The following is a 23,170-nucleotide window of genomic DNA, read 5'->3' as shown; positions in this document are numbered from 1 at the left end:
ACAATTCCATCACAATATGATGTCAATGTGTTAGATCATATGTTAGAACTTTATGCTGAAGTAAAGGATTTAAACCCTAAGCTACTCTCGCTTATTTTGGTTAATCGTGTTTCACCTAACCCATTTCTTACAAAAGAACTGACAAATCTTAAAGATTATATTCATGTTACAAAACAAGAAATGTGCTTAGAAGATGTAAAAGTCTTAGATTCTGTTATCTATGAAAGACAGGCTTATCGTAAGGCAGTTATTGAGGGCAAGAGCATAAAAGAGTATTGTGATAATTCTGATAAAGCTTTAATAGATTTTGAGGTATTCTATCAAGAATTACTTACAAACGCAAAAAAACATTTTATGTAATATGTATGTAAATTACATTAATATTACTTAGTTATTTAATGTTTAATATATTTAGATTATATTTATAATATATGTATTATGTTAATATAGCATAATGTTGTATAAAATGATAAAGAATGACTCCAAAGAGTAATTATTTATCATCTATGAATAAGGAGAATTGGATAAGTGAGAAAGAGGGGAATAGTGATTTAATAGAATTTTACAAAAAAGAGGGGGGGGGCTTGGCAATGAGCTATCTCTATAACATTAAGATTCCTAATTTCTAACTTTAATACTTAAAAATTATATATACTTATTGTGTATATTTATTGGGAGCTAGATATGAAAGCAAAAATGTTTAAAAATGCTAATTCACTTGTAATAAGATTAAGAAAAACATTAAAACTTACTAAAGATTATGAGCTTAATATAAAACAAACTAACTCAAATTGGGATAGTCTATTTTCAGCAGTAGATAGCTTTAAAGGCGAAATAAAACGACATGAGCTTATGTTGCAGGATAGAGAATGGCAAAAATAATACTTGATATAAAATATATCAATACTACTTTTTTAATTCTTTATAAACTGCTTTAACTGCTGGCATTAAATCGTTATTTTCCTCAATCTTTAGCATTCTTACATCTTTTACACAAGTTGCAAAAAATGGTATTGATTTAGCTAGAGCTTGAATTGTAGTTACACATGTAGCAGCATTAATCGTATTATCTCCAAAATACACACTACCTTGTTGCCATTGAAAACCATTAGATTCCATAAATTTACGAATATCCTCATAAACTTTTGAATGGCTTACATTGTTTTCATTTAAACAATTAATGTCTATATTAAAAGTTACAGCATACATATCTTAATCTTTTATGTTAATTTAATCCTCATAATCTTGTAATGTAGTGTATGCAGTATAAGCTAGGATACTAAAACCTAAAAATATAGAGCCAAATACAAAATATTCCATTTTTATTCTTTATAACCCGACAAAGTTATATATACTATAAAAAATAGCCCCAAATCCAAAAACAATAACACTGCCTACAAAATATTCCATATTTAGCCTTTTATAGCAATATAACAAGCAGTAAAGAAAAACCCAAACCCTAATAATATCGTGCTAATCGTTAGAATTTCTACCATTACAATTCCCCTATTTCTTTGATTAACTTTTTAATTTTCCGCTGATATTCTACAACACTTTAACTATTTTTTTGCTAAAAAACCAAAAAAGCCACAAGTGTTACCGCACAAAAAAGATATGAAAACTTACAACAGCAAAATAATTTTTATATATTTTACATAATTTTATCTCACAAAAAACACGACTAAAAGCCTTTATACAGGGCATTTCATGCGTATTTATAAAAACTTGAAAAATAGCATTTTCAAAGTTTTTAGTTGATTTTTGCTTTTTTTAAACCTATTTTTAATACTATATTCAAAAACTCATTTAAATCTAAAAACTTCTTTAAAAGTTTTAAATAATCCGCCCTTAAGCAGACTTTTTTGTTTCTAACATGTTAAATCTTTTTTATGGTATAATCCAAGTATCCTTAAGCCTTGGTATATGTCTTAACTCAATACTACTAGAGGATATATAGCTAAACACGCTTTCGTTGGGTAGATTGTGAGAGAGGTGGGGCTTAAGGAATTTTATTGCATATATACAATTTTAATCTTATCGCTCATTAATACTTCTTTTAATCGATTTTTTTCAAGGTAATATGTCTTAAATTTTATATTCCCAACAGATTTATTAGTTTTTTATCATTATCATAAAAGGGTTTATAGAAAACACACTTGGCTCTTTTTGCCCCTCTCTTATCTGCTCTACGATAAATAAAGGGTCTTTAAAAGTTTTAAAGAAGCCACTTTTTATGTTTTCCCTGTCTGTATTGTGCGTATTTTTAGTAAAATGTTGCCACGCATAATACATATTCATAGTAATATTTTTATAGGGAGTATTTCTTGTTGATATATCTCTTTGCTTTCAAACTCTGCAAGGTTTTTTTGTGTGGTTTGTAACATATAATCAATGTTTTTTATTTTTCTTTGCAAATTCATAAATTCTTTATACTCATTAAAACTTTTAAGCCTTTGTCTGTCCTGCTCCGCTTGTATTTGTTTTTCTAGCATTTCATTATCTAACTGTGTTTGATTGTCTCTAATGCTAGATTCTGTGTAGGCTTAAAAACCTGCCCTTGCGTTATAGCACTTTTTTTGAAAGGATAGGTTAAATGGTTGGCGTTATTTTATCAATACAAGGGATTTGTATTTCTGTTTTATGTGTGAGTGTAATTATTCTTGCAAAAAAGGGTAAAAAAGCTAGAAAAAGGAAAGGGTTAGTATCTAGTGGCACTTTGAAATGAAATAAAGTTTCTATTGTGCCATATTAAGTGATACATACTGAAATCGATAACAACACGAAAGGGTGAATGCGAAGCGTAGCATTCAGTGTTGTTATCGACCAGCAAACGAAAAGGAAAGGTGTTAGCATTGTTTGCTTAATGAGTTTGCTGTAAGTAATCAAAAAATCCCCCTTGATTTTTTGATTTTATTATTTATTATGTTTTGTTTGTTGGCATTGCTTGAAATGTCGTTGCTTGTGGTGTTTGGTTAGTTTTTTATAGTGGTAATTTTGAAATTAAATTGTATTTTTTATATAAAATAGTTTCCATTTTTTGAAATATAGTTTCTTATTTTGAAAAAACAATAGTATAATTTTAAAGTTTTTGAAATTATATAAAAGGATTTAATATGTCTGAAGCTATTTTACATAAGACAAGAAGCAAAAGGGACACGCAAGGGAATCTAGTAACTGATAATAACAGAGACTAGAATCAAAAATAGAGAAAAAAGGGATAAGTTTATGTTGTTATATGTTGGAGCTTACTCGCATTTAGCTAACTTACCAAAGGTAGCAAATAGCATATTGGCTGAAATATTGCAAAGCATGGTTACAGGCGATAACACTATACGATTAGATTCTGCTAGTCGAGTAGAGATTATGCAAAATATAGGTGTAACTAACGCACAAATATCAGTCGCTCTAAAACAATTGTGTGAGCAAAACATAATACAAAAGGTTATGTTAAATAAACGCACATTTAAATATGTGCTTAATCCTTATATTTTTGGTAGTGGCTCTTGGGCTGAAATAAAACAACAACGCATAGGGTTTGATTATATTTTAGATAATCAAACTCAAGAGTCAAAACTTGAATCTAGTGTCGTTACTTATTATGAAGATGGCTCTGTTGATGAAATAAAAATTGACACTAGTGTTTTCAATAATTTGAAATAGTATTATCAATATCGGCGTGTTTTGACAAAACTATTTATTTATTTTAAAAACTTATAAATATTGTTTCAAGTTATAATCAAAGAATAAACAAATGAGTGCATGGGATATAATAGCGATTTTGTCTGGGATTCTGTTTTTTGGTATGGCTATAAAGCTAGGTTTTGATTTAATAAAAGAGAAAAACAATAAATAAGCTCACTAGGCTAGTATCAGCAAATACATAAAGGTGCATAATGAAAGAAGTAATTAAAATTCTTTTATGTGAAAAAAATAATAGCTATAAAAATGGCTTATATCATTTTTTACAAATCTACTTTGCATATAATTCAAATCATATTGAGGGCAGCACACTCTCTAAAGAGCAAACACGCTTTATTTATGAAAAAGATTCCTTTATCGCAGAGCCAAATCAAATCATAAAAACAAATGATATTTTAGAAGCAAAAAATCATTTTAGGGCACTTGATTTTATCTTAGATAATGTATATGAAAAAATAAATATAGATTTTATAAAGAAATTACATTTTTTTGTGAAAAAAGATTGTAGTGATATAGAAGTGATAGGGGATTTTAAAAAAAGACAAAACTTTGTAGGAGATATAAAAACAACACCGCCAAAGCAAGTTTTAGAGCATATAACAAAGCTATTAGATAGTTATAAAGATAATAGTTTTGAAGATATTATAGATTTTCACTTTCATTTTGAAAAGATTCACCCTTTTGAAGATGGGAATGGTAGAGTAGGGCGACTTTTAATGTTTAAAGAATGCTTGAAAAATAATATTATCCCTTTTGTGATTGATGATAAGCATAGATTATTTTATTATAGGGGATTAAAAGAATATGAAAATACAAAAGCAAACTACTACCCAAATAAAAAACCGCTTATTTTGCCTTTAAAACGCTAAAAACAAGCATATATGCAACAAGTCAAGCTAACTATACTAATGGAAACAAGAAAATAAAACAAACATTCTCTTTTCATAACACCATGCGAAGCATGGGCGAAGCGTAGCGAAGCAAGTGAGCGAAAGCGAACGCCTAAAAAACCAAATCAACAAGAGAGCCAAGCACAAAACAAGGGAAACCATGCAAAGCGTTAGCATTCTTTTTGAGCGTAGCGAAAAAAATCAATAGGGGCGAAGTGTAGCGGAGCTGCCGACTTCTCTCTCTTTTTTATTATTTTTTATAGTTTTTTTGTAGTATATCTATAGAAGCATTTTTTTTATTTAAAGGATAAAAAGCTGGATAATAAAAGTTATCATTATTATTTTGTTTCTTATTTTTCTTATTGTTGTAGATTAGAGTTGGGAATTAAAGGATAAATATTTTTTATTTATCATTAATTTGCTATACTATATGAAATTATTTCAATTAATGTAGGTAAAGGTGAAACGATAGTTCAATACAATAATGATTTAAATTATATGCCATTACCAAATTTTACAGGTAGGCAACAAGATTTGTTTTTCTGTAATATCACAAATCCAAGATAAATATAAAAAACGCCTATGTTAAAAAAAATTTTTGATATAGATAGAAGAGAGCTTGTAATATCTTATAGCGATTTTGTATATTTGTGTGGCATTAATCAATGGAATAAAAATTATACGGTGGTTAATAGAGAGATTAAAAAATTTTTAAATATTTTGCTTGATTATAAAATAGAATATAGCACACGAAATGGTTTTTATACTTTTGTTTGTTTTGAAAGAGCCGAGCATAATTACAGCGACCAGCATATTAAAATAACATTTCAAAAAGATTTTTATAATATGGTTGTAAGTTATAGTTTAGGATTTACTAGCTTTGAGCTTGTGGAATTTATCGCATTGAGTAGTAAATACACAAAAACACTTTACAGACTATTAAAGCAATATAAAAGCACAGGGGAATTTTATATTCAATGGCAAGAATTTGTTAAAATTATGGATATACCAAAGAGCTACGCACAAATAGACATAGACAGGCAAATTTTACAACCAGCTATTAAAGAGCTTACAAAAGAATTTGAACTTTGTAAAGATACCAAAAATAAAAGAATACCTTTTGGAAATCTAGCATATCAAAAAATAAAAGCGGGAGTCGGAAATAAAGTCGTAGCTATTAAATTTAATTTTGACAAATCAAAAGATGATTATCAGCCTTTTCGTTATAAAGAAACACCGCTTATTGAGACAAAAGAGCAAAATTACTTAAATCAATTTATAGGCAAATATACAATTATTATTAAAGAAAAAGTAAATGTAAAAGTTGAAATATTAGAATTGCATAGAATTTATGAAGATGGATTATTATTTCTGGATATTATAGCTAGAGATATTCAAACAAATGAAACTCTTAATGAAAGGTTGCCTTTTAGCAATGAACTTCATTTAAAGCAGTCTTTGGAAAAAAGTTGTAAGGACGAACCGAACGAATTGCGTTGATAAAGAAGAATTAACACACCAAAAAGGGCGGGGGAATTACTCCTCCTTACGCTTACCGCTCGATTGTTACCTGTATTTTAAACCCAAATAGGCTAAAATTTAGATATAATACAAGCGTTGGGCGTTTTCTATGTCGTTTCATAGTAACGCCTTTGTAGTGATGTTGCCCCTTTCTTGCGATTGGAGGCTTTTTAAATTATAGCAAAATACATTCTTAATAAATTAATCTTTAATCGTCTGCAAATACTTTAATTCTAAAATATTCCGCTAAAGTGAGATATTTTTTCTCGGCTCTACGCTCTAGCTCTTGTAATTCTGCTTCAGTGCAATAAAAAGTGTATGTTTTATCTCTTTTTATTTTTGCTTTCTTTTTAGTCTCATTATCTTTAGAGTTATTATCATTTTTGATATCTGCTGAAACTTTAGACTCTGTTGCTGTTTTTTTTTCTGCTGGTTTTCTTGTTCTTGTTGAAACCTTTTTGTTTTCTGCTGTCTCTTTTTCCGCCATGTTTTACCCTTTATTTTAAAGCAGAGCTTGTGTAAAGCTTTGCAATATGTATAACGCCTTTATATAATGTGTTATACATGTATTATACATTATAAAAGTAAATATAAAAAGTTTTTAATAAATATTTTGCAATATCGTTACATATTATATAATATATATTTTACATATATGTAAAATATATTTAATACATGTATTACGCAATATATTATGATTATATTTTTAATATATTAAATATATTTAATACACTTGTTACACATTATATAAAGATGTTAAAATATAGAAATTTAACGGGGTTAAAGGTGCTATATTTTGGCTTATTTTTCTATGCTTTGACTTCTTTCAATTTCTTTTATTCGGTCTAATGTATATTCTATTGGGTCTTTACAAAATAATATTTTTGAAACTTTTTCATAGGTTGTTGGGTCTGTGTCTTTTAGCTTTTTTGAATAGTTATAAATATTTGTATAAATCGCTTTGGCTTTTTTTGCTTGACTTCTTGTGTTAAACTTTGATTTGTTGCTATTCCCCCAATTTTTGAAAAATAATTCGTTTATGTAATATTCTGCGGTTATCTCTGGTTGCATTATACCTTGTTGTTGCTTTTGCTCTAGGCTCATATCAGCTTTTTCTTGCTCGGCTTGTTTCTCTTTTTCTAACAATCGCAAATGCACTTTATAATCTACTAAGGCAGTATTATCATATTTTTCTAAATACTCATGCAAAGTATTATTTTTGTATTTATCATGCAATGATTTACGCATATAATCTATATTTCTCATCTTTCTATCAATGATATACCATTCAATAAAGTCGGTATAGTATTGCTGTTGCTCGGTGTCTCGTTCTTTATCTTTCTTTAACTCATTTTCTACTTGTGGTAATAGCTCCCTTATTTTATTTATATGCTTGTTTTTTTCGTGTTCTAACTGCCATTTGGTCTTGTGTTTGTTGTTGCTGTTTCTAGCTCCCCTTTCCATTTGTAGAGATTCTGCCATTATGTCTTGTATCTTTGATAGCTCGGCTCTTGTTAATTGTCTAAATATTGTTTTATTATTTTTATCTAAATTATTTAGCAACAAATGGGCGTGATAATTTACAACGGGTTCATCTGTAATTTTATTAAAATGTCCTTCATCTCTATGAATTGCAACATTTATAAAATTAGCTTCTTGTAATTTAGGGATTGCTTCTTGCACTTTTTTATAAGCTATTTCTATATCTTTAATAGTGTGATGTTTATCAATATTTAAAACAATTTCTTTAAAAGTGGTGGAATTTTTTCTTACTTTCTTTACGCTGTTTTTCTTTTTTTCTTTCAGCTCCTGCAAATATCCCATTAAAATTTCATATTTAGCTTTTTCTTGTATTAATTTACTTGTATGTTTCAATTTTCTGTTTAATAAATCTTGATTTTCCATTTTGTCATTAAGTGAAATATATTTTTTATACCTGTTGTAATCATTATCAACTTTATTTTTTTCTTTTTTTAACTTCTCATTTTTTTTATAACTCTGTTTATCTGTTGCTGTGTAATTTTTATTTCTCTTGCTAAGTCTGTATTATTATTTTTATTTTTTTCTTTGTTTGAAATATCTGCATATGATTTGTATTCGTTGTTCTCTGTTGTTTGATGATTGGATTCTAATGAGTTAATAAAATCTTTTGTAAAATTTGCAATTCTGTTATTATGATTGTAACAATTTTTTAAATGCGTGTTATTTGCTGTAAATCCATGTTTATAATCTTTACTTGAAGCAATTCTAAAAGAAAATTTTCTTGTGGCTCTTGGCATTATCTTGTTAATATGGAAGTTAAAATTTTGATATTTTTTCTTACCTTTTGTTTCTAATATACATTTTCTTATTCTTACTTTTTCATCATCATTGAAATCAAAAAATCCCATTTTTATGTATCCTTTTTTTGAAATTTGCGATGCAAATTTGAGCGACAAAATATCTATTTTGTTTAGTAATACTGATTAACAATTTAATCATGTTTTTACAAAAACTACTTTACTTTTTTACTATAATATGGTATAATTATTCTATGATTTTAAGGGGATTATTATGATAGAAAATAAAACAAATTCTATAACAAAAGACTATCATTTTTATTTGAGTTGTAGTAAGGAAGAGTTAGGAAAACTTTATCGCAATAATGCTATTAAAGAAAAGCGATTAAATAAGAAAATTCAAGATATGGAAAAAGAGATAAAAGAAATTGAAAAAATAAATACTTTACTTACAAAAGCGATGACAGCAAAAAATAAAGATATAAATAAGAATTTAACACCATTGAAAGAAACTATCTCGTATAAATCTGCAATGAAGTATAAAGCGAGTTTATCACTAGATGAACAACAAAAAATAATCAATGAAGTTAATGATGAAATAAACAGGAAGTATGATGATGAATGAAGTTTTTTTAACAAATGAAGCTAACAAATCATTAGAGAAACTAAAAAAATCTAATCCCAAACAACATTTAAAGATTATTGAATTTTTGAATATTTTAGAGAACATAGAAAATCCAAGAGCTTTACCAAACGCGAAAATTTTAAAGGGGTTTGAAAATAAATATCGGTGGCGGCTCGGCGATTATAGAGTAATAGGCAATATCGAAAAAAATGAATTTTATATTGTGGAAATAGTAAAGATAGATAAAAGAAATGATAAAACATACAAAAACTTGTGAGAGCTGAACCAAACAAAAAAGGGCGGGGGCACACATCTAACAAGTTATAAAACGCATTTAAAGCCAAAATAACACGACTTTACCCATACGATATTAATTGATCTTGTTTGTCTTGTCAAGATGATTTTAGAGAAATATTACAAAACTTTGAGATTAATATCAATACGCTAAATAATGAAAAACTACAATAAAAAGCAAAATTCTTAGGATAAAAAAAGTTACCTTTAGCATTAATAAAAACAAAATAGCTAGTGTTAAAAAGATTCTATAAGCCCTAAACTAGATAAATCTCAAGACTTGAAGTTGTAATGCGACTATAACACTTTACTTAATCACATTATTTTTTTTTAGAATCTTTTTCATTTAGCACAATAAAATTTTAAAAACATTACAATAGAATCTAATCATAAACAAAACAACTCTTACATTCAATTAAAAAATAAATAATCTTGTTTTGATATTTATACTAAAATATTATTTTTTAAATTACAAAAAAGTAGATTGCATGTTTGAGTATATTAAACAATCCATAGAGCCAATAAGCAAAATAGAAACTAAAGAGCAAACATTCTTATGTGAGAATTTTGTGCCAATTTGTGAGAATGGACTTACAATGATTAGTGGTAATGGCGGTAAGGGTAAATCTTTTTTAAGCATTCAAATAGCATTACAATTAGCTATGCAACATAAGACTAAATCTCTTTTATGGCTTAGTGAAGATAGTAAAAGCATTTCAAAGCAAAGAGCAGAATTAATACTTCAAAATGTTATTAAAATAAATGCAAGAAGTATCTTAAATTTAATAGATATATGCGATGAGATTCCACCAGCAATAACTGAATCTAGTCTCAATAATTATATAAATCTTTTTAAACCATATCAATTTATTGTAATAGACCCACTCATTGCCTTTTATGATGGAGATGAAAATAGCAATACTCAAGCAAGAGCTTTTATGAATTGTTTAACTAAAATCGCAAAAACAAATAAACAATCAATACTCATAACTCATCATAACACAAAGCAATACACAAATGAGCCAAGCAGAAGTAGAGGGGCTTCAGCCTTTATTGATGCAGTAAGATTAGCATATGAAATAGATTTTATTAATGATGAAAATAATAAAAATGAGGGAAAAAGAATACTAAAAATCACAAAAGATAATTTAGGATTAAAAACAAAAAAGAATGGCAAGATGGCATAAAATTAATACAAATTCTCCCAACTAAAAAGATTAAATCTAGAGCAAAGATACAACAAATAAATAATGATGATAGATTTATACATATTATCAATGAGAGTGATGATGATATAAAAAAATGGGAAAAAATACAAAAACAAGACAATCAAGGTATTAATCTATTTTAAGGAATAATCATGTTAGCCAATATCAATGATATGCTCCATATATTCGAGCAATATAGAAAGCAATTTACAAGCACTAAATTTGAAAACTTCTTAGGCTTATTTCTACCAAGCAAAAATATAACAAAAGCAGAATCTATAAAACATTCTTAGAAAATAATCAACAATATATTCTAAGAGATGATAAACACATGAAAATAACAATTACAGGCAGACTACTCACACAAAAGCATAAAGACATACTAGAATGTATCTTTACTAGCACTAAAGATAATGGGACATTTAATCTTTATAGAGACAAAGCAATATGTCAAATTATAATGAGTCCATATAATCTAAAGAAATCTTACACATCACTTAGTGGAAACGAAACAAAGATAAATTGGATTTATGATAAACTTACTGAAATCTCAAATTGTGGAGTTGAGCTTTATTTCAAAAATACTGATGAGAAATTCTCTTTTACTTTCATAGATTCTATATATCAAAAAAGCGATAAATTAATCGTAATAAACTTTAGTCAAGCCTATACATTCTTTCTTGCTAAAACACTACTTCTTGAATACAAAGACTATGTTAAAGCCATTACTAGAATTTAGCGACTTCTGTAAAAAAGAAATAAATCCTACAAGAACGCTAAAGCGAGAAATACACACAGAGCCAATAAAAGCTATGCTTCGCTACATGCTAACACATAAAGGAAATAATAGCCAATACAAAATAGATTCAATATTTGAGCAGTTACAATTTGAAAAAACACTCTCTATAAGACAATTACACGAAATAAAACAAGATTTAATCGAAACAAAGATTCAAGAATTCCTACTTAAAAACTTTGGAATAACTCTTACAAACAATAACGAAACGCTAAGCTACAATCAAAGCCTAACCAACAACGCAAAGTCCATACTCCCGCCACAGCAAAAAGACATTCTTACGCTATTTAAAAAACCTTATTTTTACCGCGTTGGAAACGCATTTTTTTATCGATAAGACAAGCTTTGCTTGGCGTTTGGTAAAAAGACAATGTAGGCTTCCTTAGAAGCCATACCTTTTATGCTCTTTTATAAGATTTTATAGAATCTTATAAATATTTATAGGGAATAGGGGAAAGTTCAACAATTTATGTGGAAAATAGATAGAATTTTATGTTTTTTGCTTTTATTTTATGTATCCTTTCGTTTTTAAAGGGAATTTTGGTATGTGATAGTCAATGCAAACTTAAAATTTAAATATAAAAGCTATTTATAATTTTTTAAATAAGTAATAAAAAGAACTTGAATAATAAAATTAATAACATTTAGCTAACATACAAACTAATCTCGCAAGCTAGTCTAGCCATAGATATTTGTGATAATCTTTATAAAAAGCAATTAGAATCTACAATTACACAAGAAAAGCCAAATTGGAGAGAACGACTTAAGGCGTTAAAACCACAACAAGAGGAGAATATGAAGTTAAATATAGATATTTCAATATGTAATGATACTACACAATATGCTACAAGTAATTGGGAGATAAAGCATATAGATAGCCTTAGAACTTTAGCTGTTGTTGTAAAGACTAATCGCTATTCTAATGCGATATTTAAGGATAATTATCGTAAGGGAGAGAATGTAAAAGGTTTTCATAAGCTATTAATCTTTGATATTGATAATGAAGAGAATATGCCCTATTTAAGCATACAAGACGCAAAAAAGCTTTTAGAGAATAAAAACATTCAAGCCCTTATAATCCCAAGTAAGAATCACCAAAAGATAAAAGGCGATAAAAAGGCAGTGGATAGATTCCGCATTATTATCCCTACACAAACACCTTTAAACTTATTAGATTCTAAAACATTTAGAGAGTTTCAAGCATTAATCTCAAAGCAATTAGGGCTAAATAACTTTGTAGATACAAAGGCTTTGAGTGATAGAGCTAGATATTATGATATGAGTCCAATTAGTGCCCCACCTTATATTATCAATAAGGGAGATATAATAGATATTAGAGAGTTTGAGAAAAAAGCTATTTTAAATATACAAGAAAAAGAAGAGACAAAACTACAAGAGCTAGAAAAGATTAAAGCAATAAAGCAAAATCCTAATGCCTTTAAAAACATGCCACTATTAGACCAAACACAATCTTTAAGCTATCTTAGTGAAAATGGCTTTAATGCCATTCTAAACACACCTATAACAGCCCTTATAAGACATTATGAGACAATTAAGAGTGAATATAACGATGGCTATGATATGATAAAAACAGAAAAAGCAAAATATGCCATTATAAAAGATTCTAATCTAGTCCATGATTTTAAAAGCGGAGAAACCTATAATCCCTATACTTATGTAAGCAAAATAATAAGCAGCAATAATGCTAATAAAATCGCACGAGAGTTTGAGAATCTAAGCGGGGAAAAAGTGCTTGAGACAAATATATCTCTTATACACGAGCAGCTAAATATCGCATTAAAACATGCTAAAAATGATAAAGAGTTAGAAAACAGCTTAAAGCAAAGCTTTAAAGTAGAATATGTAAAGTTTAGCTATGGGAGCAAAGAGCCATATCTAATAATAGCTGATAGAAAAATCACACAAGAGAATCTAGACTTTTTAGCCATTATTAAAAAGCTAAAAGAAAATAGAGAAAAAGAAGCACAACAGATTAAAACACAACAAAATAAAAAAGGCTTAGAGAGATAGAATCTTATTTGCTTTAATGCTTATAAACAACACAGACTTATAGCACATAATACAAAGATTCTATATTTAGATTCTAAAAAGCAAAATAGTTAAAGCATAAAATATGATAATTTAATATTAATCAACATAATTTATCATGAATTACGCATATATAAAGTTATAACGCAAAGCATAATGCCTTTATAGTATAAAATACTGAAAAAAATATAATATTTTGATACCATTTTAATCCACATCATTAACAAAAAGGTTACTTAATGATTACACAGCAAAATTTAAAAGAAGTGTTAGAGTTACTAGGTTTCATCGCAAAGGGACAGATTTATACAAAAATCTACACAAATAACGCAAAAATAGAAGTCGATTTCGCCACGCAAAAAATCAATTATGAGCCACTAGATTCTAACTTCAAAGAGGGCAAATATCCAAGCATAGATAATGAAAGCAAAGGTTTTATAATCCACACAAATACAACCACAAATTTTAGTAAAAATGAAAATTTTGTATGCCTCTTATGTGTTGATGCCCTGCTTTCTAAAGGCTATGAAGCAAGGCATATCATATTAGAGCCAACCTTTGAAGTAGGGCATAATCAGCAAGTCTATGGCGATATTTTAGTGTTAAAAAAAGATTATACAAATCTCATTTTGATAGAAAATAAAACCGCAGGGGCTGAGTTTAATAAAGAATGGCATAAAATGCAAAAAGATGGCGGTCAGCTTTTCTCCTACTATGCGGTAAATAAATGCGATTTTCTCTGTCTTCTTGCCTATGATTTTGACTCTAATTCCAAGCAAATCACCTATAAAAGCCATATCATTACAACAAAAGATAATAGAGAGCATTTAGAGCGAATTAATGCAGATTTAAAAGCACACGAGAAAAAGCTAGGCTTTGAAAGCCCACAAAACGCCAATGTAAGAAGCTATTTTAATGTATGGACTAACACCTACACACAAGATTTTACAACCAAAGGCTTATTAGAATCTAGCATTGAGCCTTATAAAGTCGGTAAAGAAAAATACAACCTAGACGACCTAAAAGCAGTTCCATATAATGAAATAGCAAGCATTTACCACGAGTTTGCCACGATTTTAAGAAACAACGCCATAGGCAATCCAGAATCTTGCTTTTATATCTTAGTAGATTTATTCTTATGTAAAATCATTGATGAGCAAAATAATTGCGATAAAAATGGCAATCCAAAACCCATAAAAGAGCAAGATTTGCAGTTTTACTATAAAGGGATTCAATATGACAATCCTTTTGCCTACACCGATAGACTTTTAAACCTCTATGAAATAGGCATTAACACACTATTTAAAAAGAAAGTCGTCAATGTCAAAAAAGCCGAGCTAGATGACCTTTTCACAAATGCAAAGCGAGAAAAAGGCGAGTTTAAAAAAGACCTTGACAAAATCTTTGACAAGCAAAAATACTTCAATATCAAAAAGTTTAATTTCATAGAAGTAGAAAATGAAGAAGAATTTTATCTCAATTTTAAAGTATTAGTAAAAGTAGCCAACTTAATCCAAGATTTATACATCTCACAAAGTGAAAATAACCAATTCTTAGGCGATTTATTTGAGGGCTTTTTAAACCGCTACTATCATCAGCACGAGGGCAGATTCTTTACCCCCACGCCTATCACAAGCTTTATTGTCTATTCTCTCCCAACGCTTAAAAAAGATTCTAAAGTGCTTGACTTTGCCTGTGGGGCTGGACATTTCTTAACAGAATCCATAGCCCACAATAAAGACATAAAACTCTATGGCATAGAGAAAAACAAAGACCTATCAAAAGTCGCAAAGACCGCTTGCATTATCCACGATTCTAAAACGAGTTCAAGCATTATTTTCCAAGATGCCCTAGACTTTATCAAGCAAAATTTTAAAGATGAGTTTGAAGAGGCAAGTTTTCACTGCATTCTCTCAAATCCACCCTATTCTGTCAAAGGCTTTTTAAACACCCTAGAAGACATCGCACAAAAGTCCTACGCCCTAACCCAAAGCATAGATTCTAAAAGCTATGAGAAAAACAACGCCATAGAATGCTTTTTTATAGAAAGGGCAAAGCAGTTTTTGAAAGAAGATGGACTACTCGCCCTAGTCCTACCCGTTTCAATTTTGCAAAAAGGCGGGATTTATGAGAAAACTAGAGAGCTTTTATTTCAGCATTTTAATCTTCTTTGCATAGTGGAGTTAAACAAAAACACTTTTGGCACGACAGGCACACAGACTATCATACTCTTTGCAAAGAAAAAGAAAAAATACAACCAAGATTTATTGCATAAGCTAAAAAAACACAGCTTCAATCTATCCTGCTTAAAAGACGACTTTATAAACACGAGAATTGTAGAGCAATACTGCGATTTTATGCACTATCCTTACAAAGACTTTTTAGCATTTTTACAAGCAGATATTTTAAGTGAGAATCTTAAAAATAACGAAGTCTTTAAAGAATACCAAAGCGACTATAATAAAAACATAGATTCTAAAGACAAGCCCAAAGTATTTAAAAGGATAAAACTCACCCAAACCGAGCAAAAAGCCCTTTTTGAATCCCACGAAAGCTACAAAAATCTATCTGCACAACACACACCAAAGGACTACAACAAAGCTTACAAAGATTTTCTACTCATTAAAGAATATAAAAGCTTAGAATCTAGCTTTCATCACCAAAGATTTTTACAGCAAGTAAAAGAGCTAGAATGTGAAAAATTGCTTTATTTCTCCTATATCCAAGATGAAAAAGTCCTAATCCTAAAAAGCCCAAGCGATAAAACCACAGATAATAAAAGCAACAAAGCAAATATTATTAAATTCTTAGGCTATGACTGGAGTAAGAGAAAGGGCGATGAGGGGATAAAATATCAAACTTCATTGCAAGACACAGAAAACGCCGAGCTAAAAGAAAGTGAAGATGACAGCGATGAAGACAAAAAGCAAAAAGAAGCCCTGCGTAATATAAACTCTGTAAAATTCATCTCCACTCCGCTATACAATCCTGCAAATCCTAGCGACCCAACAAAGCTATGCTACGCTATAAAATCTTTTATAGAATCTAGTGTTAATATAGATTCTATCATTACCGCCTTGCAAAGCGATGATAAAGACTTTTACAAGCTTTTTATAAGTGATATGAAAACTATGCTAGATTTTAGCAAAGTGGATTTTAATAAGGCAATAAGCTTAAATCCTGCTTACATTTTCACAGGGCAAAATTGTCATACTGAGCGTGAGCTAGTATCTCAAAATCCTTTTGAAAATTGTAAATATGAGTTGGTAAAGTTAGGGGAAGTGTGTGAAGTTTTAATCGGCGGAACTCCAACAAGAAGTAATTATAGTTATTTTCAAGGTAATAACTTATGGGTTTCAATAGCCGAAATGAACGGACAGGTTATCACAAATACAAAAGAAAAAATCACCGATGAAGCAATTAAAAAATCAAATGTAAAGCTTATACCCAAAGGCACAACACTTTTAAGTTTTAAATTAAGTATAGGCAAAACTGCTATTGCTGGAAAAGATTTATACACAAATGAAGCAATAGCTGGACTTATACCAAAAGATAAGTTAAAAATTTTAGATAAATACTTGTTTTGGATTTTTGAAAGTAAAATATTAAACCTAAATTCTATTAGAGGCAATAACGCATTTGGGAAAAGCCTAAATAGCACAATTTTAAAAGAACAAGTCAAAATCCCCCTACCGCCTTTAGAGATTCAAAAGCAAATCGTAGCAGAGTGTGAAAAAGTAGAAGAGCAATATAACACCATAAGAATGAGTATAGAAAAATACCAAGAGTTGATTAAAGCGATTTTAGTCAAATGCGGCATTGTAGCTAGTGATGAATCTATCGGTGGGGGGGGCGAAACTAGCCGCTTAATTGCTTCCTTGCTAGATTCTATACAAGAGTTAGAATCTAAGCTAGATTTTGACCTTTTGGCTAGTTATATCAACTCCGCCCCTTGTCATACTGAGCCTTTAGGCGAAGTATCTACAAATACAGAATCTAACCCTGTCATTTTGAGCGAAGCGAATAATCTCAATACACAATCAAGCAAAGATATTTCGCCTACGGCTCAATATGACAAACTTATCAATACAGCAAACCTTAAAACCCTTTTAGATTCTATCCCCACCCCACCAAAACAAGGCTGGAATACAATCAAGCTGGGCGATATATCGCTCAAAATTACAAAAGGCACGACACCCACAACAATGGGCTTTTCATTTTTAGACAAGGGAATAAACTTTGTCAAAGTTGAAAGCATTACAGAATCTGGAGCATTTATACCGCATAAAATGGCTTATATTTCTAAAGAGTGCCACGATAAGCTAGAACGCTCACAATTACAAGAAAATGATATTTTATTTTCAATAGCAGGTGCTTTAGGTAGAGTTGCGGTTGTAACAAAAGAAATTTTACCAGCCAACACCAATCAGGCATTAGCGATTGTGCGATTGAAGCCAAATTTAAACAAAATGCATTTTATTAGAGTGGCTTTAAACACAAATGATATTGAAAAACAAATTGATGGTTTTAAAAAGGGAATAGCACAGCAGAACTTATCGCTAGAACAAGTTGAAAATCTCAAAATCCCACTCCCACCCCTTGAAGCACAAGAAAAAATCGTAAGTGCTATTGATAGCGTAGAATCTCAAATCAAAAGAATAGATTCTAAGCTTGAAATTTTAGAAACAAGAAAGGCAGAGATTTTGAGCAATGCCTTGAATGCTAATAACGAGAGAGAGAGAGAACAGGCGGAGCTTAAAGAAATCTTAAGCGAGATAGAATCTCTACTTTCACAAAGAAAAATCTTACAACACTTCATTACAAAAATCTTACAAAAAGCAGGACTTACTCAAAGCTTACATTCCTTGCTAGATTCTCTCCCCACTCCACCACCACAAGGCTATCCACAATATCGCCTAAATGATAAAAGCAAATTTAGCCTACAAATTGGTAAGCGAGTGCTAGATAGTGAGCTAAACCCACAAGGGCAAATCCCTGTTTTTAGTGCAAATGTCAAAAAGCCTTTTGGATTTATTGATAAAGAATTATTAAAAGATTATGAAAAAGACAGCGTGTTATGGGGGATTGATGGGGATTGGATGGTGGGATTTATCCCCAAAAATACACCTTTTTATCCAACAGACCATTGCGGAGTTTTGCAAGTTAATGACAAAGATATAAAAGCTAAAATTGTAAGCTTTTTACTAGATGAGACAGGAAAAAAGGCAGGATTTAGCAGAAATTTGCGTGCTTCTATTGAGAGAGTAGGAAGTGTAAAAATCCCACTCCCACCCATTGAAGAGCAAGAAAAAATCATTAATGCTATTGAAAATATAGAATCTAAAATAAGCCTTTTAGAATCTCATTTATCGCAACTAGATTCTAAAAAAAGCAAGGTTTTACAAGACTTTTTGTAAGCAAGATTTTGTAAATTAGCAATAAAGCATTATGCCCTAAATTAGATTACACATAATACAACACAAAAAGATTCTAATTTTACTTTTACAAGAGATAGAATCTTATCTGCTTTAATGCTTACAAACAATACAGACTTATAACACACAACACAAAGATTTTATATTTAGATCCTAAAAGCAAAATATTTAAAGCATAAAAAATTATAATTTATAATTATTTATAATTATTTATCATATTTAATCATAAACCATAATAAATAAACATGAATTATGATTATTTATCATTAATCAACATAATTTAACATAAATTATAATAATTTAATATTATTTATCACTATTTATCATAAATCATGCTTACATATCACATACAATATAACATAATATTTAAGCTATAATTGTAAATGACCATAGACAACTACACTTATAAGGATTATTATGCAAAGCACGATAGAAGCCTATCAAAACAGACTTATAAAAAATTTCAATATAGCACATAAACGCTATCTTTTTAAAGAAATTGATTTTCGTTATAATCTTATTGGAATCATTGGAGCTAGGGGAGTTGGCAAGACTACTATGCTTATACAACGACTTTTAGAGTTATTAGCTAGCGGGAATAAAGCCCTTTATATAAGCCTTGATTATCCATTTTTAAGCTCATTTAATCTTAGTGAGTTTGCTTTTTGTTTTGCTGAGAGTGGCGGAGAGTATTTACTTCTTGATGAGATACATAAATATAGCGATTTTGCTTCGCATTTAAAGGCTATCTTTGATTTAAGCGATTTAAAAGTGCTTTTTACAGGCTCTTGTGCTATAAGTATTCTAAATGCTAAGAGTGATTTAAGTCGTAGAGTAAGCTTATATAGCCTTGATGGGCTTAGCTTTAGAGAGTTTTTAACGCTTAAACATAATATGGAATATGAGAGATTCTCACTTGAGAATATACTGCAATATCATACAGAAATTACACAAAGCTTATCTATTAATCTAAAAGACTTTAAGGAATATCTACAAATAGGCTATTATCCATTCTATTTTGCTAAGAAGTCTTTGTATATGGAAAGTTTGCTTAATACCATAAATCTTAGCATTGAGATAGATTTAACAACTTTAGGCTTAATAGAGCAGAAATACACTTATAAGCTAAAAAAGCTATTAGAAGTTATAGCAATGAGTGAGCCTTTTACTATCAACTACACCAAAATTGCTGCACTCGCTGAAATTAGCCGCACAAAGCTTTATGACTATCTTAGCTATTTAAGAGATGCAAGACTTATTAATATACTGGACTTACACACACAAGGTCTCTCTAAAATCTCTAAACCAAATAAAATATATCTTAATAATACAAATCTAGCTTATGTGTATAAAGATACAAAAATAGGAAATCTAAGAGAAACATTTTTTGTAAATCAAGTGAGTAATACCCATAAGATAGAAGTCTCTACACAAGGGGATTTTATAGTAGATAATCGCCATATTTTTGAAATTGGTGGTAAGAATAAAAGCTTTACACAGATTAAAGACTTAGCTAACTCATATCTTATTCTTGATGATATAGCTAAAGGTGATGGGAATAAAATACCTTTATGGCTCTTTGGCTTTTTGTATTGAGATATAGAATCTAGATTCTGCGTTGTCTTTTTAGCACTTTCAAGTGAGTTTGATTCTTATGTGTCGTCATTTATATCTAATAAACTCCCTGCACAAAAATCTGCACAACCCTTGAAATTATCTAAAAATACTTCCGCAGAGGATGTTTCGATGTTTTGTAGAATCTAGATTCGCTTTTATTCATCATGCTAGACCAGCACTTCAGAGTATTCAAACACATAAAATCTTATCCATTTGACATACTAAAATGTCTATATTTTTACATATTTTAACTTTGGAATCCTTTTTGCTTAAAAGCCTAGTAAATCTATTTTGAAAGGATTTCAAATGCAAGTTTCACAGAATGTTTTACAAAAAAGATATACAGACAGCGTGCATAATCAGCAAGGAATCGACATTCATCATGGCTCAAGGAATCGCTACATTCCAATAAGTGCCGATGAAAACTATTTGCCACAAGATGTGTTTGTAAAATCGGAATATTTGCAAAAGATTGAAGGACTAGGGGATTCTATACAAGGGGGATTTAAGAACGCTTCAAGCTTTATGGCAATGGCAAATGTATTGCGTGGTGAAAATATCCTAAATAGTCAGGATCTAATCGCAGCAGGTTATATCGCTAAAACAAGCGAAGACATTAACTTTGAAGCGTTTAATAAATTATTGCGTAACGAGCAGTTAAGCATGGAAATGAAAGGGCTTATCAGTCAGCTTGTAAATAAGCTCTACAATATCAACTATGTGCATGCTGGAATCATGATGGCTTCGTAGAGTAGTAGGCTTTCTCTAGCAAGGTTTTCAATGAAATTTTGTTTTGTGTTTTTGTTTTGCATAATGTTTTATCCACTTTATGCAGATACACAGGACATACCGCTACCAAATCTCAAAAAATCCCAAAATACAAGTAAGCTACATAAAAATATCACATTGCAATTCAGTAAGAATCCAAAGCGTGCTATCTTAAAAAAGCAAGGTATTATCGCAAATAAAATGGCTTCTCATGTATTTAAAGATTCTAAAGAAGTTTGTTCTATGCTCTTTTTCTCCGCATTAAAGGATTTACAAACTCAAGCTTTACTGCTTGGTGGCACAAAAGTGGGAAACATAGAAAGCTATTTGGATAATAGCCCAAAACGCATTACCAAGTATTTTCAATGCAAAAGTGGTGCAATGTTTAGCATAGTAACGCTTCGGGCTGATGTGCGTTAAGCAGTTATTGACATGCTTTGTGAAATGTGCTAGAATGACTTAGCCATACAAAAAGGATTAGCATGGGATCAAAAGACACGCAAAAAACACCTAATGCGATAAATACACAAGATTCACTAGGTCAAGATTCATTACACGGAGAATACAAAGAGAAACAGCAAAAAGATATTGTGTTATCTCTTTTTCAGTTTTGCTTTAAATGGTATAAAGATTCTGAAAGATTTTTTCATCTCTTAGTTGGATTGCCAAGCTATGAAAAATATTTAGACTATCACAAAAAATATCATCCACATTGCACACCAAAAACACGCAAAGAATTTTTCATGGATTCTCAAAACAAGAGATATAGTAGAGATGGTGCTAAAAAATGTTGCTAGAGAAAAATGTCTGCATAAGCATTTGTTGCCCGAAAGTTTATTTATATGAGACAACAAGTGATATAGATTAATGAAACCAAGCAAAACACATTATCCGCTTTTTACCTAAACTTACAATGTGTCTATATTGAATACTTTTTATAATCCTATGAAGAAACATGCAATTCAAATGTTTCACATTAAGCTAATATTGCGGCATAAGATTCTATTGATGAATCACCTAACACAAAAACTTATTCTTTCTCCACGCAATATGAATGCAAAGATTGCATACATGCATAATCTGTCATATCAAGCTGCATAGGCGTAATAGATATATAGTTATTTGCTACTGCATCAAAATCGCTTATTATTTTCATATCTTTACGAGTGTAAAAATTATCTTTTAAGTATGGATTATCCGCATTATCTCTTTCTTGCCATTGCAATGGATTTAAGCCTATCCAGTGGTATTTCTGTCCGCGTGGGTTTTGCATGACTTGTGCTTTTGAATTATAGATTCTATATCCAAGCTGTGTAGCTTTAATGCCCTTGCATTCATCTTTTGAGATTGCAGGAATGTTGATATTGAGTAGTTTTCTGTGTCCAATCGTGTAGTCATTATGTAATATATCAAATGAGAGTTGCTTTATTGTATCAAGGGTTAGTGTGAAATCACGATTTGCTAGTTTATTGTCTTCGCCATGTTTGTCGTTAATACATTGTGAAATGGCAATACTTTGTATCCCATGCAATGCCCCCTCCATTGCACCTGCGACCGTGCCAGAATATGTTGTATCCTCGCCCAAATTTGCACCGATATTAATCCCTGATATAAGCAAATCTGGTTTTGTGTGAGAAAAAAGCTCGCATAAGCCAACATACACGCAATCAGTTGGACTGCCATCATCAAGCTTGTAGAAATCTTTTTCCAATTCTATAAGTTGCAGAGGCTTACTCACACATAAACCATGACCGCATGCTGACTTTTCATGGGCTGGGGCTACAATCACAACGCGTGCAATATCACTTAAGGCGTTACGCAGGGCAATCAAGCCTTGACTAAAATAGCCATCATCATTTGTTAAAAAAATAGTTTTTTTCATAAATTTACCTTAATTTATTGTTTAAAGGGCGTATTATATCTTATTTTATCGTTATCAAATAGCAAATAAGGCTATTGCTCCAATGTAACAGAATCTAATATTTATCT

The 23,170-nt window shown here is 30.0% G+C and carries 24 protein-coding genes and 1 pseudogene; 18 read left to right on the top strand and 7 right to left on the bottom strand.

The genetic code is table 11. The features are described 5' to 3' along the window. The 3 genes and pseudogenes from T368_RS12915 to T368_RS0101135 form a co-directional block, all read left to right on the top strand. Positions 1-360, top strand: a pseudogene (locus T368_RS12915) (chromosome partitioning protein ParA); the annotation flags it as partial. Positions 361-476: 116 nt separating this feature from the next. Beyond that, entirely contained in the window at positions 477-629 is a 153-nt protein-coding gene (locus T368_RS15185; RefSeq protein WP_155116660.1) for a hypothetical protein, read from the top strand. A gap of 55 nt (positions 630-684) precedes the next feature. Beyond that, complete coding sequence (locus T368_RS0101135) at positions 685-882, top strand: hypothetical protein (RefSeq protein ID WP_004088250.1); 198 nt, start codon at positions 685-687, stop codon at positions 880-882. A gap of 24 nt (positions 883-906) precedes the next feature. Here the strand turns inward: T368_RS0101135 and T368_RS0101130 are convergent, their stop codons facing one another. From T368_RS0101130 to T368_RS0101110, 3 genes are all read right to left on the bottom strand, one after another. Continuing rightward, a complete protein-coding gene (locus T368_RS0101130) occupies positions 907-1,209 on the bottom strand; it encodes a hypothetical protein (RefSeq protein ID WP_004088249.1) in 303 nt (100 codons plus the stop codon). Between the two features lie 903 nt (positions 1,210-2,112). Next, positions 2,113-2,298 (bottom strand): hypothetical protein, encoded by a 186-nt coding sequence (locus tag T368_RS16450; protein WP_004088248.1) that lies wholly within the window; start codon positions 2,296-2,298, stop codon positions 2,113-2,115. Then, a complete protein-coding gene (locus T368_RS0101110; protein WP_004088247.1) occupies positions 2,295-2,492 on the bottom strand; it encodes a hypothetical protein in 198 nt (65 codons plus the stop codon). The genes T368_RS16450 and T368_RS0101110 overlap by 4 nt, the downstream gene beginning before the upstream one ends. A 733-nt stretch (positions 2,493-3,225) precedes the next feature. Here T368_RS0101110 and T368_RS0101095 point away from each other — a divergent pair. The 3 genes from T368_RS0101095 (at position 3,226) to T368_RS12910 (ending at position 6,089) form a co-directional block, all read left to right on the top strand. Then, positions 3,226-3,660 (top strand): hypothetical protein, encoded by a 435-nt coding sequence (locus T368_RS0101095; RefSeq protein WP_004088246.1) that lies wholly within the window; start codon positions 3,226-3,228, stop codon positions 3,658-3,660. Between the two features lie 233 nt (positions 3,661-3,893). After that, a complete protein-coding gene (locus T368_RS0101085) occupies positions 3,894-4,568 on the top strand; it encodes a Fic family protein (protein WP_004088245.1) in 675 nt (224 codons plus the stop codon). Positions 4,569-5,171: 603 nt separating this feature from the next. Beyond that, positions 5,172-6,089, top strand: a complete 918-nt coding sequence (locus T368_RS12910) for a replication initiation protein (RefSeq protein ID WP_004088244.1) — start codon at positions 5,172-5,174, stop codon at positions 6,087-6,089. A 229-nt stretch (positions 6,090-6,318) separates the two neighbouring features. Here the strand turns inward: T368_RS12910 and T368_RS0101075 are convergent, their stop codons facing one another. The 3 genes from T368_RS0101075 to T368_RS0101065 form a co-directional block, all read right to left on the bottom strand. Beyond that, entirely contained in the window at positions 6,319-6,597 is a 279-nt protein-coding gene (locus T368_RS0101075; RefSeq protein ID WP_004088243.1) for a plasmid mobilization protein, read from the bottom strand. Positions 6,598-6,911: 314 nt separating this feature from the next. Then, entirely contained in the window at positions 6,912-7,985 is a 1,074-nt protein-coding gene (locus T368_RS16445) for a hypothetical protein (RefSeq protein WP_230455663.1), read from the bottom strand. Between the two features lie 98 nt (positions 7,986-8,083). Continuing rightward, positions 8,084-8,500, bottom strand: coding sequence for a hypothetical protein (locus tag T368_RS0101065; protein WP_004088240.1), 417 nt, complete (start codon positions 8,498-8,500; stop codon positions 8,084-8,086). A 163-nt stretch (positions 8,501-8,663) separates the two neighbouring features. Between T368_RS0101065 and T368_RS0101060 the strand changes: the two genes are divergently transcribed. The 12 genes from T368_RS0101060 to T368_RS0101010 all read left to right on the top strand — a co-directional run bounded on the left by T368_RS0101060 (position 8,664) and on the right by T368_RS0101010 (position 21,978). Next, positions 8,664-9,014, top strand: coding sequence for a hypothetical protein (locus tag T368_RS0101060; RefSeq protein ID WP_004088239.1), 351 nt, complete (start codon positions 8,664-8,666; stop codon positions 9,012-9,014). Continuing rightward, positions 9,004-9,291 (top strand): type II toxin-antitoxin system RelE family toxin, encoded by a 288-nt coding sequence (locus T368_RS0101055; protein ID WP_230455661.1) that lies wholly within the window; start codon positions 9,004-9,006, stop codon positions 9,289-9,291. Before T368_RS0101060 ends, T368_RS0101055 begins: the two co-directional genes overlap by 11 nt. Positions 9,292-9,796: 505 nt before the next feature. After that, positions 9,797-10,495 (top strand): AAA family ATPase, encoded by a 699-nt coding sequence (locus T368_RS14370; RefSeq protein ID WP_004088237.1) that lies wholly within the window; start codon positions 9,797-9,799, stop codon positions 10,493-10,495. A gap of 173 nt (positions 10,496-10,668) precedes the next feature. Continuing rightward, positions 10,669-10,809, top strand: a complete 141-nt coding sequence (locus T368_RS15180; RefSeq protein WP_004088236.1) for a hypothetical protein — start codon at positions 10,669-10,671, stop codon at positions 10,807-10,809. A 38-nt stretch (positions 10,810-10,847) separates the two neighbouring features. Further along, positions 10,848-11,255: a hypothetical protein gene (locus T368_RS14365; protein WP_004088235.1), complete on the top strand. Its 408-nt coding sequence runs from the start codon at positions 10,848-10,850 to the stop codon at positions 11,253-11,255. Next, on the top strand, positions 11,230-11,649 hold the full coding sequence (locus T368_RS0101040) for a hypothetical protein (protein WP_004088234.1): 420 nt from the start codon (positions 11,230-11,232) through the stop codon (positions 11,647-11,649). Before T368_RS14365 ends, T368_RS0101040 begins: the two co-directional genes overlap by 26 nt. Positions 11,650-12,107: 458 nt before the next feature. Next, the gene (locus T368_RS16440; RefSeq protein WP_004088233.1) at positions 12,108-13,343 is read left to right on the top strand and encodes a hypothetical protein; all 1,236 of its coding nucleotides are present in this window, start codon (positions 12,108-12,110) and stop codon (positions 13,341-13,343) included. Positions 13,344-13,600: 257 nt separating this feature from the next. Next, positions 13,601-18,778: a restriction endonuclease subunit S gene (locus tag T368_RS0101030; RefSeq protein WP_004088232.1), complete on the top strand. Its 5,178-nt coding sequence runs from the start codon at positions 13,601-13,603 to the stop codon at positions 18,776-18,778. A 435-nt stretch (positions 18,779-19,213) separates the two neighbouring features. Then, entirely contained in the window at positions 19,214-20,392 is a 1,179-nt protein-coding gene (locus tag T368_RS0101025; protein ID WP_004088230.1) for an ATP-binding protein, read from the top strand. Positions 20,393-20,719: 327 nt separating this feature from the next. Next, on the top strand, positions 20,720-21,163 hold the full coding sequence (locus tag T368_RS0101020) for a hypothetical protein (RefSeq protein ID WP_004088228.1): 444 nt from the start codon (positions 20,720-20,722) through the stop codon (positions 21,161-21,163). 30 nt (positions 21,164-21,193) lie between these two features. Beyond that, on the top strand, positions 21,194-21,601 hold the full coding sequence (locus T368_RS0101015; RefSeq protein ID WP_004088226.1) for a hypothetical protein: 408 nt from the start codon (positions 21,194-21,196) through the stop codon (positions 21,599-21,601). Between the two features lie 62 nt (positions 21,602-21,663). Then, positions 21,664-21,978 (top strand): YbdD/YjiX family protein, encoded by a 315-nt coding sequence (locus T368_RS0101010; RefSeq protein ID WP_004088224.1) that lies wholly within the window; start codon positions 21,664-21,666, stop codon positions 21,976-21,978. Positions 21,979-22,211: 233 nt separating this feature from the next. On the opposite strand, the gene surE is transcribed toward T368_RS0101010, so the two are convergent. After that, positions 22,212-23,063 carry a 5'/3'-nucleotidase SurE gene (gene surE, locus T368_RS0101005; protein WP_004088220.1) on the bottom strand — a complete coding sequence of 284 codons (852 nt, stop codon included), beginning with the start codon at positions 23,061-23,063 and terminating at the stop codon, positions 22,212-22,214. Between the last annotated feature and the right edge of the window lie 107 nt (positions 23,064-23,170).

It is taken from the genome of Helicobacter bilis ATCC 51630, from assembly GCF_000686565.1.
Classification (GTDB): Bacteria; Campylobacterota; Campylobacteria; order Campylobacterales; family Helicobacteraceae; genus Helicobacter_A; species Helicobacter_A bilis.
Note: the sequence above shows the minus strand (reverse complement) of the source record. Positions and strands in the feature narration are given on the sequence as shown.

Bases quoted from the DNA above. Each gene is read 5' to 3' on its own strand.
- T368_RS15185 (WP_155116660.1), top strand. From the start codon at position 477: ATGACTCCAAAGAGTAATTATTTATCATCTATGAATAAGGAGAATTGG.
- T368_RS0101135 (WP_004088250.1), top strand. From the start codon at position 685: ATGAAAGCAAAAATGTTTAAAAATGCTAATTCACTTGTAATAAGATTA.
- T368_RS0101130 (WP_004088249.1), bottom strand. From the start codon at position 1,209: ATGTATGCTGTAACTTTTAATATAGACATTAATTGTTTAAATGAAAAC.
- T368_RS16450 (WP_004088248.1), bottom strand. From the start codon at position 2,298: ATGAATATGTATTATGCGTGGCAACATTTTACTAAAAATACGCACAAT.
- T368_RS0101110 (WP_004088247.1), bottom strand. From the start codon at position 2,492: ATGCTAGAAAAACAAATACAAGCGGAGCAGGACAGACAAAGGCTTAAA.
- T368_RS0101095 (WP_004088246.1), top strand. From the start codon at position 3,226: ATGTTGTTATATGTTGGAGCTTACTCGCATTTAGCTAACTTACCAAAG.
- T368_RS0101085 (WP_004088245.1), top strand. From the start codon at position 3,894: ATGAAAGAAGTAATTAAAATTCTTTTATGTGAAAAAAATAATAGCTAT.
- T368_RS12910 (WP_004088244.1), top strand. From the start codon at position 5,172: ATGTTAAAAAAAATTTTTGATATAGATAGAAGAGAGCTTGTAATATCT.
- T368_RS0101075 (WP_004088243.1), bottom strand. From the start codon at position 6,597: ATGGCGGAAAAAGAGACAGCAGAAAACAAAAAGGTTTCAACAAGAACA.
- T368_RS0101065 (WP_004088240.1), bottom strand. From the start codon at position 8,500: ATGGGATTTTTTGATTTCAATGATGATGAAAAAGTAAGAATAAGAAAA.
- T368_RS0101060 (WP_004088239.1), top strand. From the start codon at position 8,664: ATGATAGAAAATAAAACAAATTCTATAACAAAAGACTATCATTTTTAT.
- T368_RS0101055 (WP_230455661.1), top strand. From the start codon at position 9,004: ATGATGAATGAAGTTTTTTTAACAAATGAAGCTAACAAATCATTAGAG.
- T368_RS14370 (WP_004088237.1), top strand. From the start codon at position 9,797: ATGTTTGAGTATATTAAACAATCCATAGAGCCAATAAGCAAAATAGAA.
- T368_RS15180 (WP_004088236.1), top strand. From the start codon at position 10,669: ATGTTAGCCAATATCAATGATATGCTCCATATATTCGAGCAATATAGA.
- T368_RS14365 (WP_004088235.1), top strand. From the start codon at position 10,848: ATGAAAATAACAATTACAGGCAGACTACTCACACAAAAGCATAAAGAC.
- T368_RS0101040 (WP_004088234.1), top strand. From the start codon at position 11,230: ATGTTAAAGCCATTACTAGAATTTAGCGACTTCTGTAAAAAAGAAATA.
- T368_RS16440 (WP_004088233.1), top strand. From the start codon at position 12,108: ATGAAGTTAAATATAGATATTTCAATATGTAATGATACTACACAATAT.
- T368_RS0101030 (WP_004088232.1), top strand. From the start codon at position 13,601: ATGATTACACAGCAAAATTTAAAAGAAGTGTTAGAGTTACTAGGTTTC.
- T368_RS0101025 (WP_004088230.1), top strand. From the start codon at position 19,214: ATGCAAAGCACGATAGAAGCCTATCAAAACAGACTTATAAAAAATTTC.
- T368_RS0101020 (WP_004088228.1), top strand. From the start codon at position 20,720: ATGCAAGTTTCACAGAATGTTTTACAAAAAAGATATACAGACAGCGTG.
- T368_RS0101015 (WP_004088226.1), top strand. From the start codon at position 21,194: ATGAAATTTTGTTTTGTGTTTTTGTTTTGCATAATGTTTTATCCACTT.
- T368_RS0101010 (WP_004088224.1), top strand. From the start codon at position 21,664: ATGGGATCAAAAGACACGCAAAAAACACCTAATGCGATAAATACACAA.
- surE (WP_004088220.1), bottom strand. From the start codon at position 23,063: ATGAAAAAAACTATTTTTTTAACAAATGATGATGGCTATTTTAGTCAA.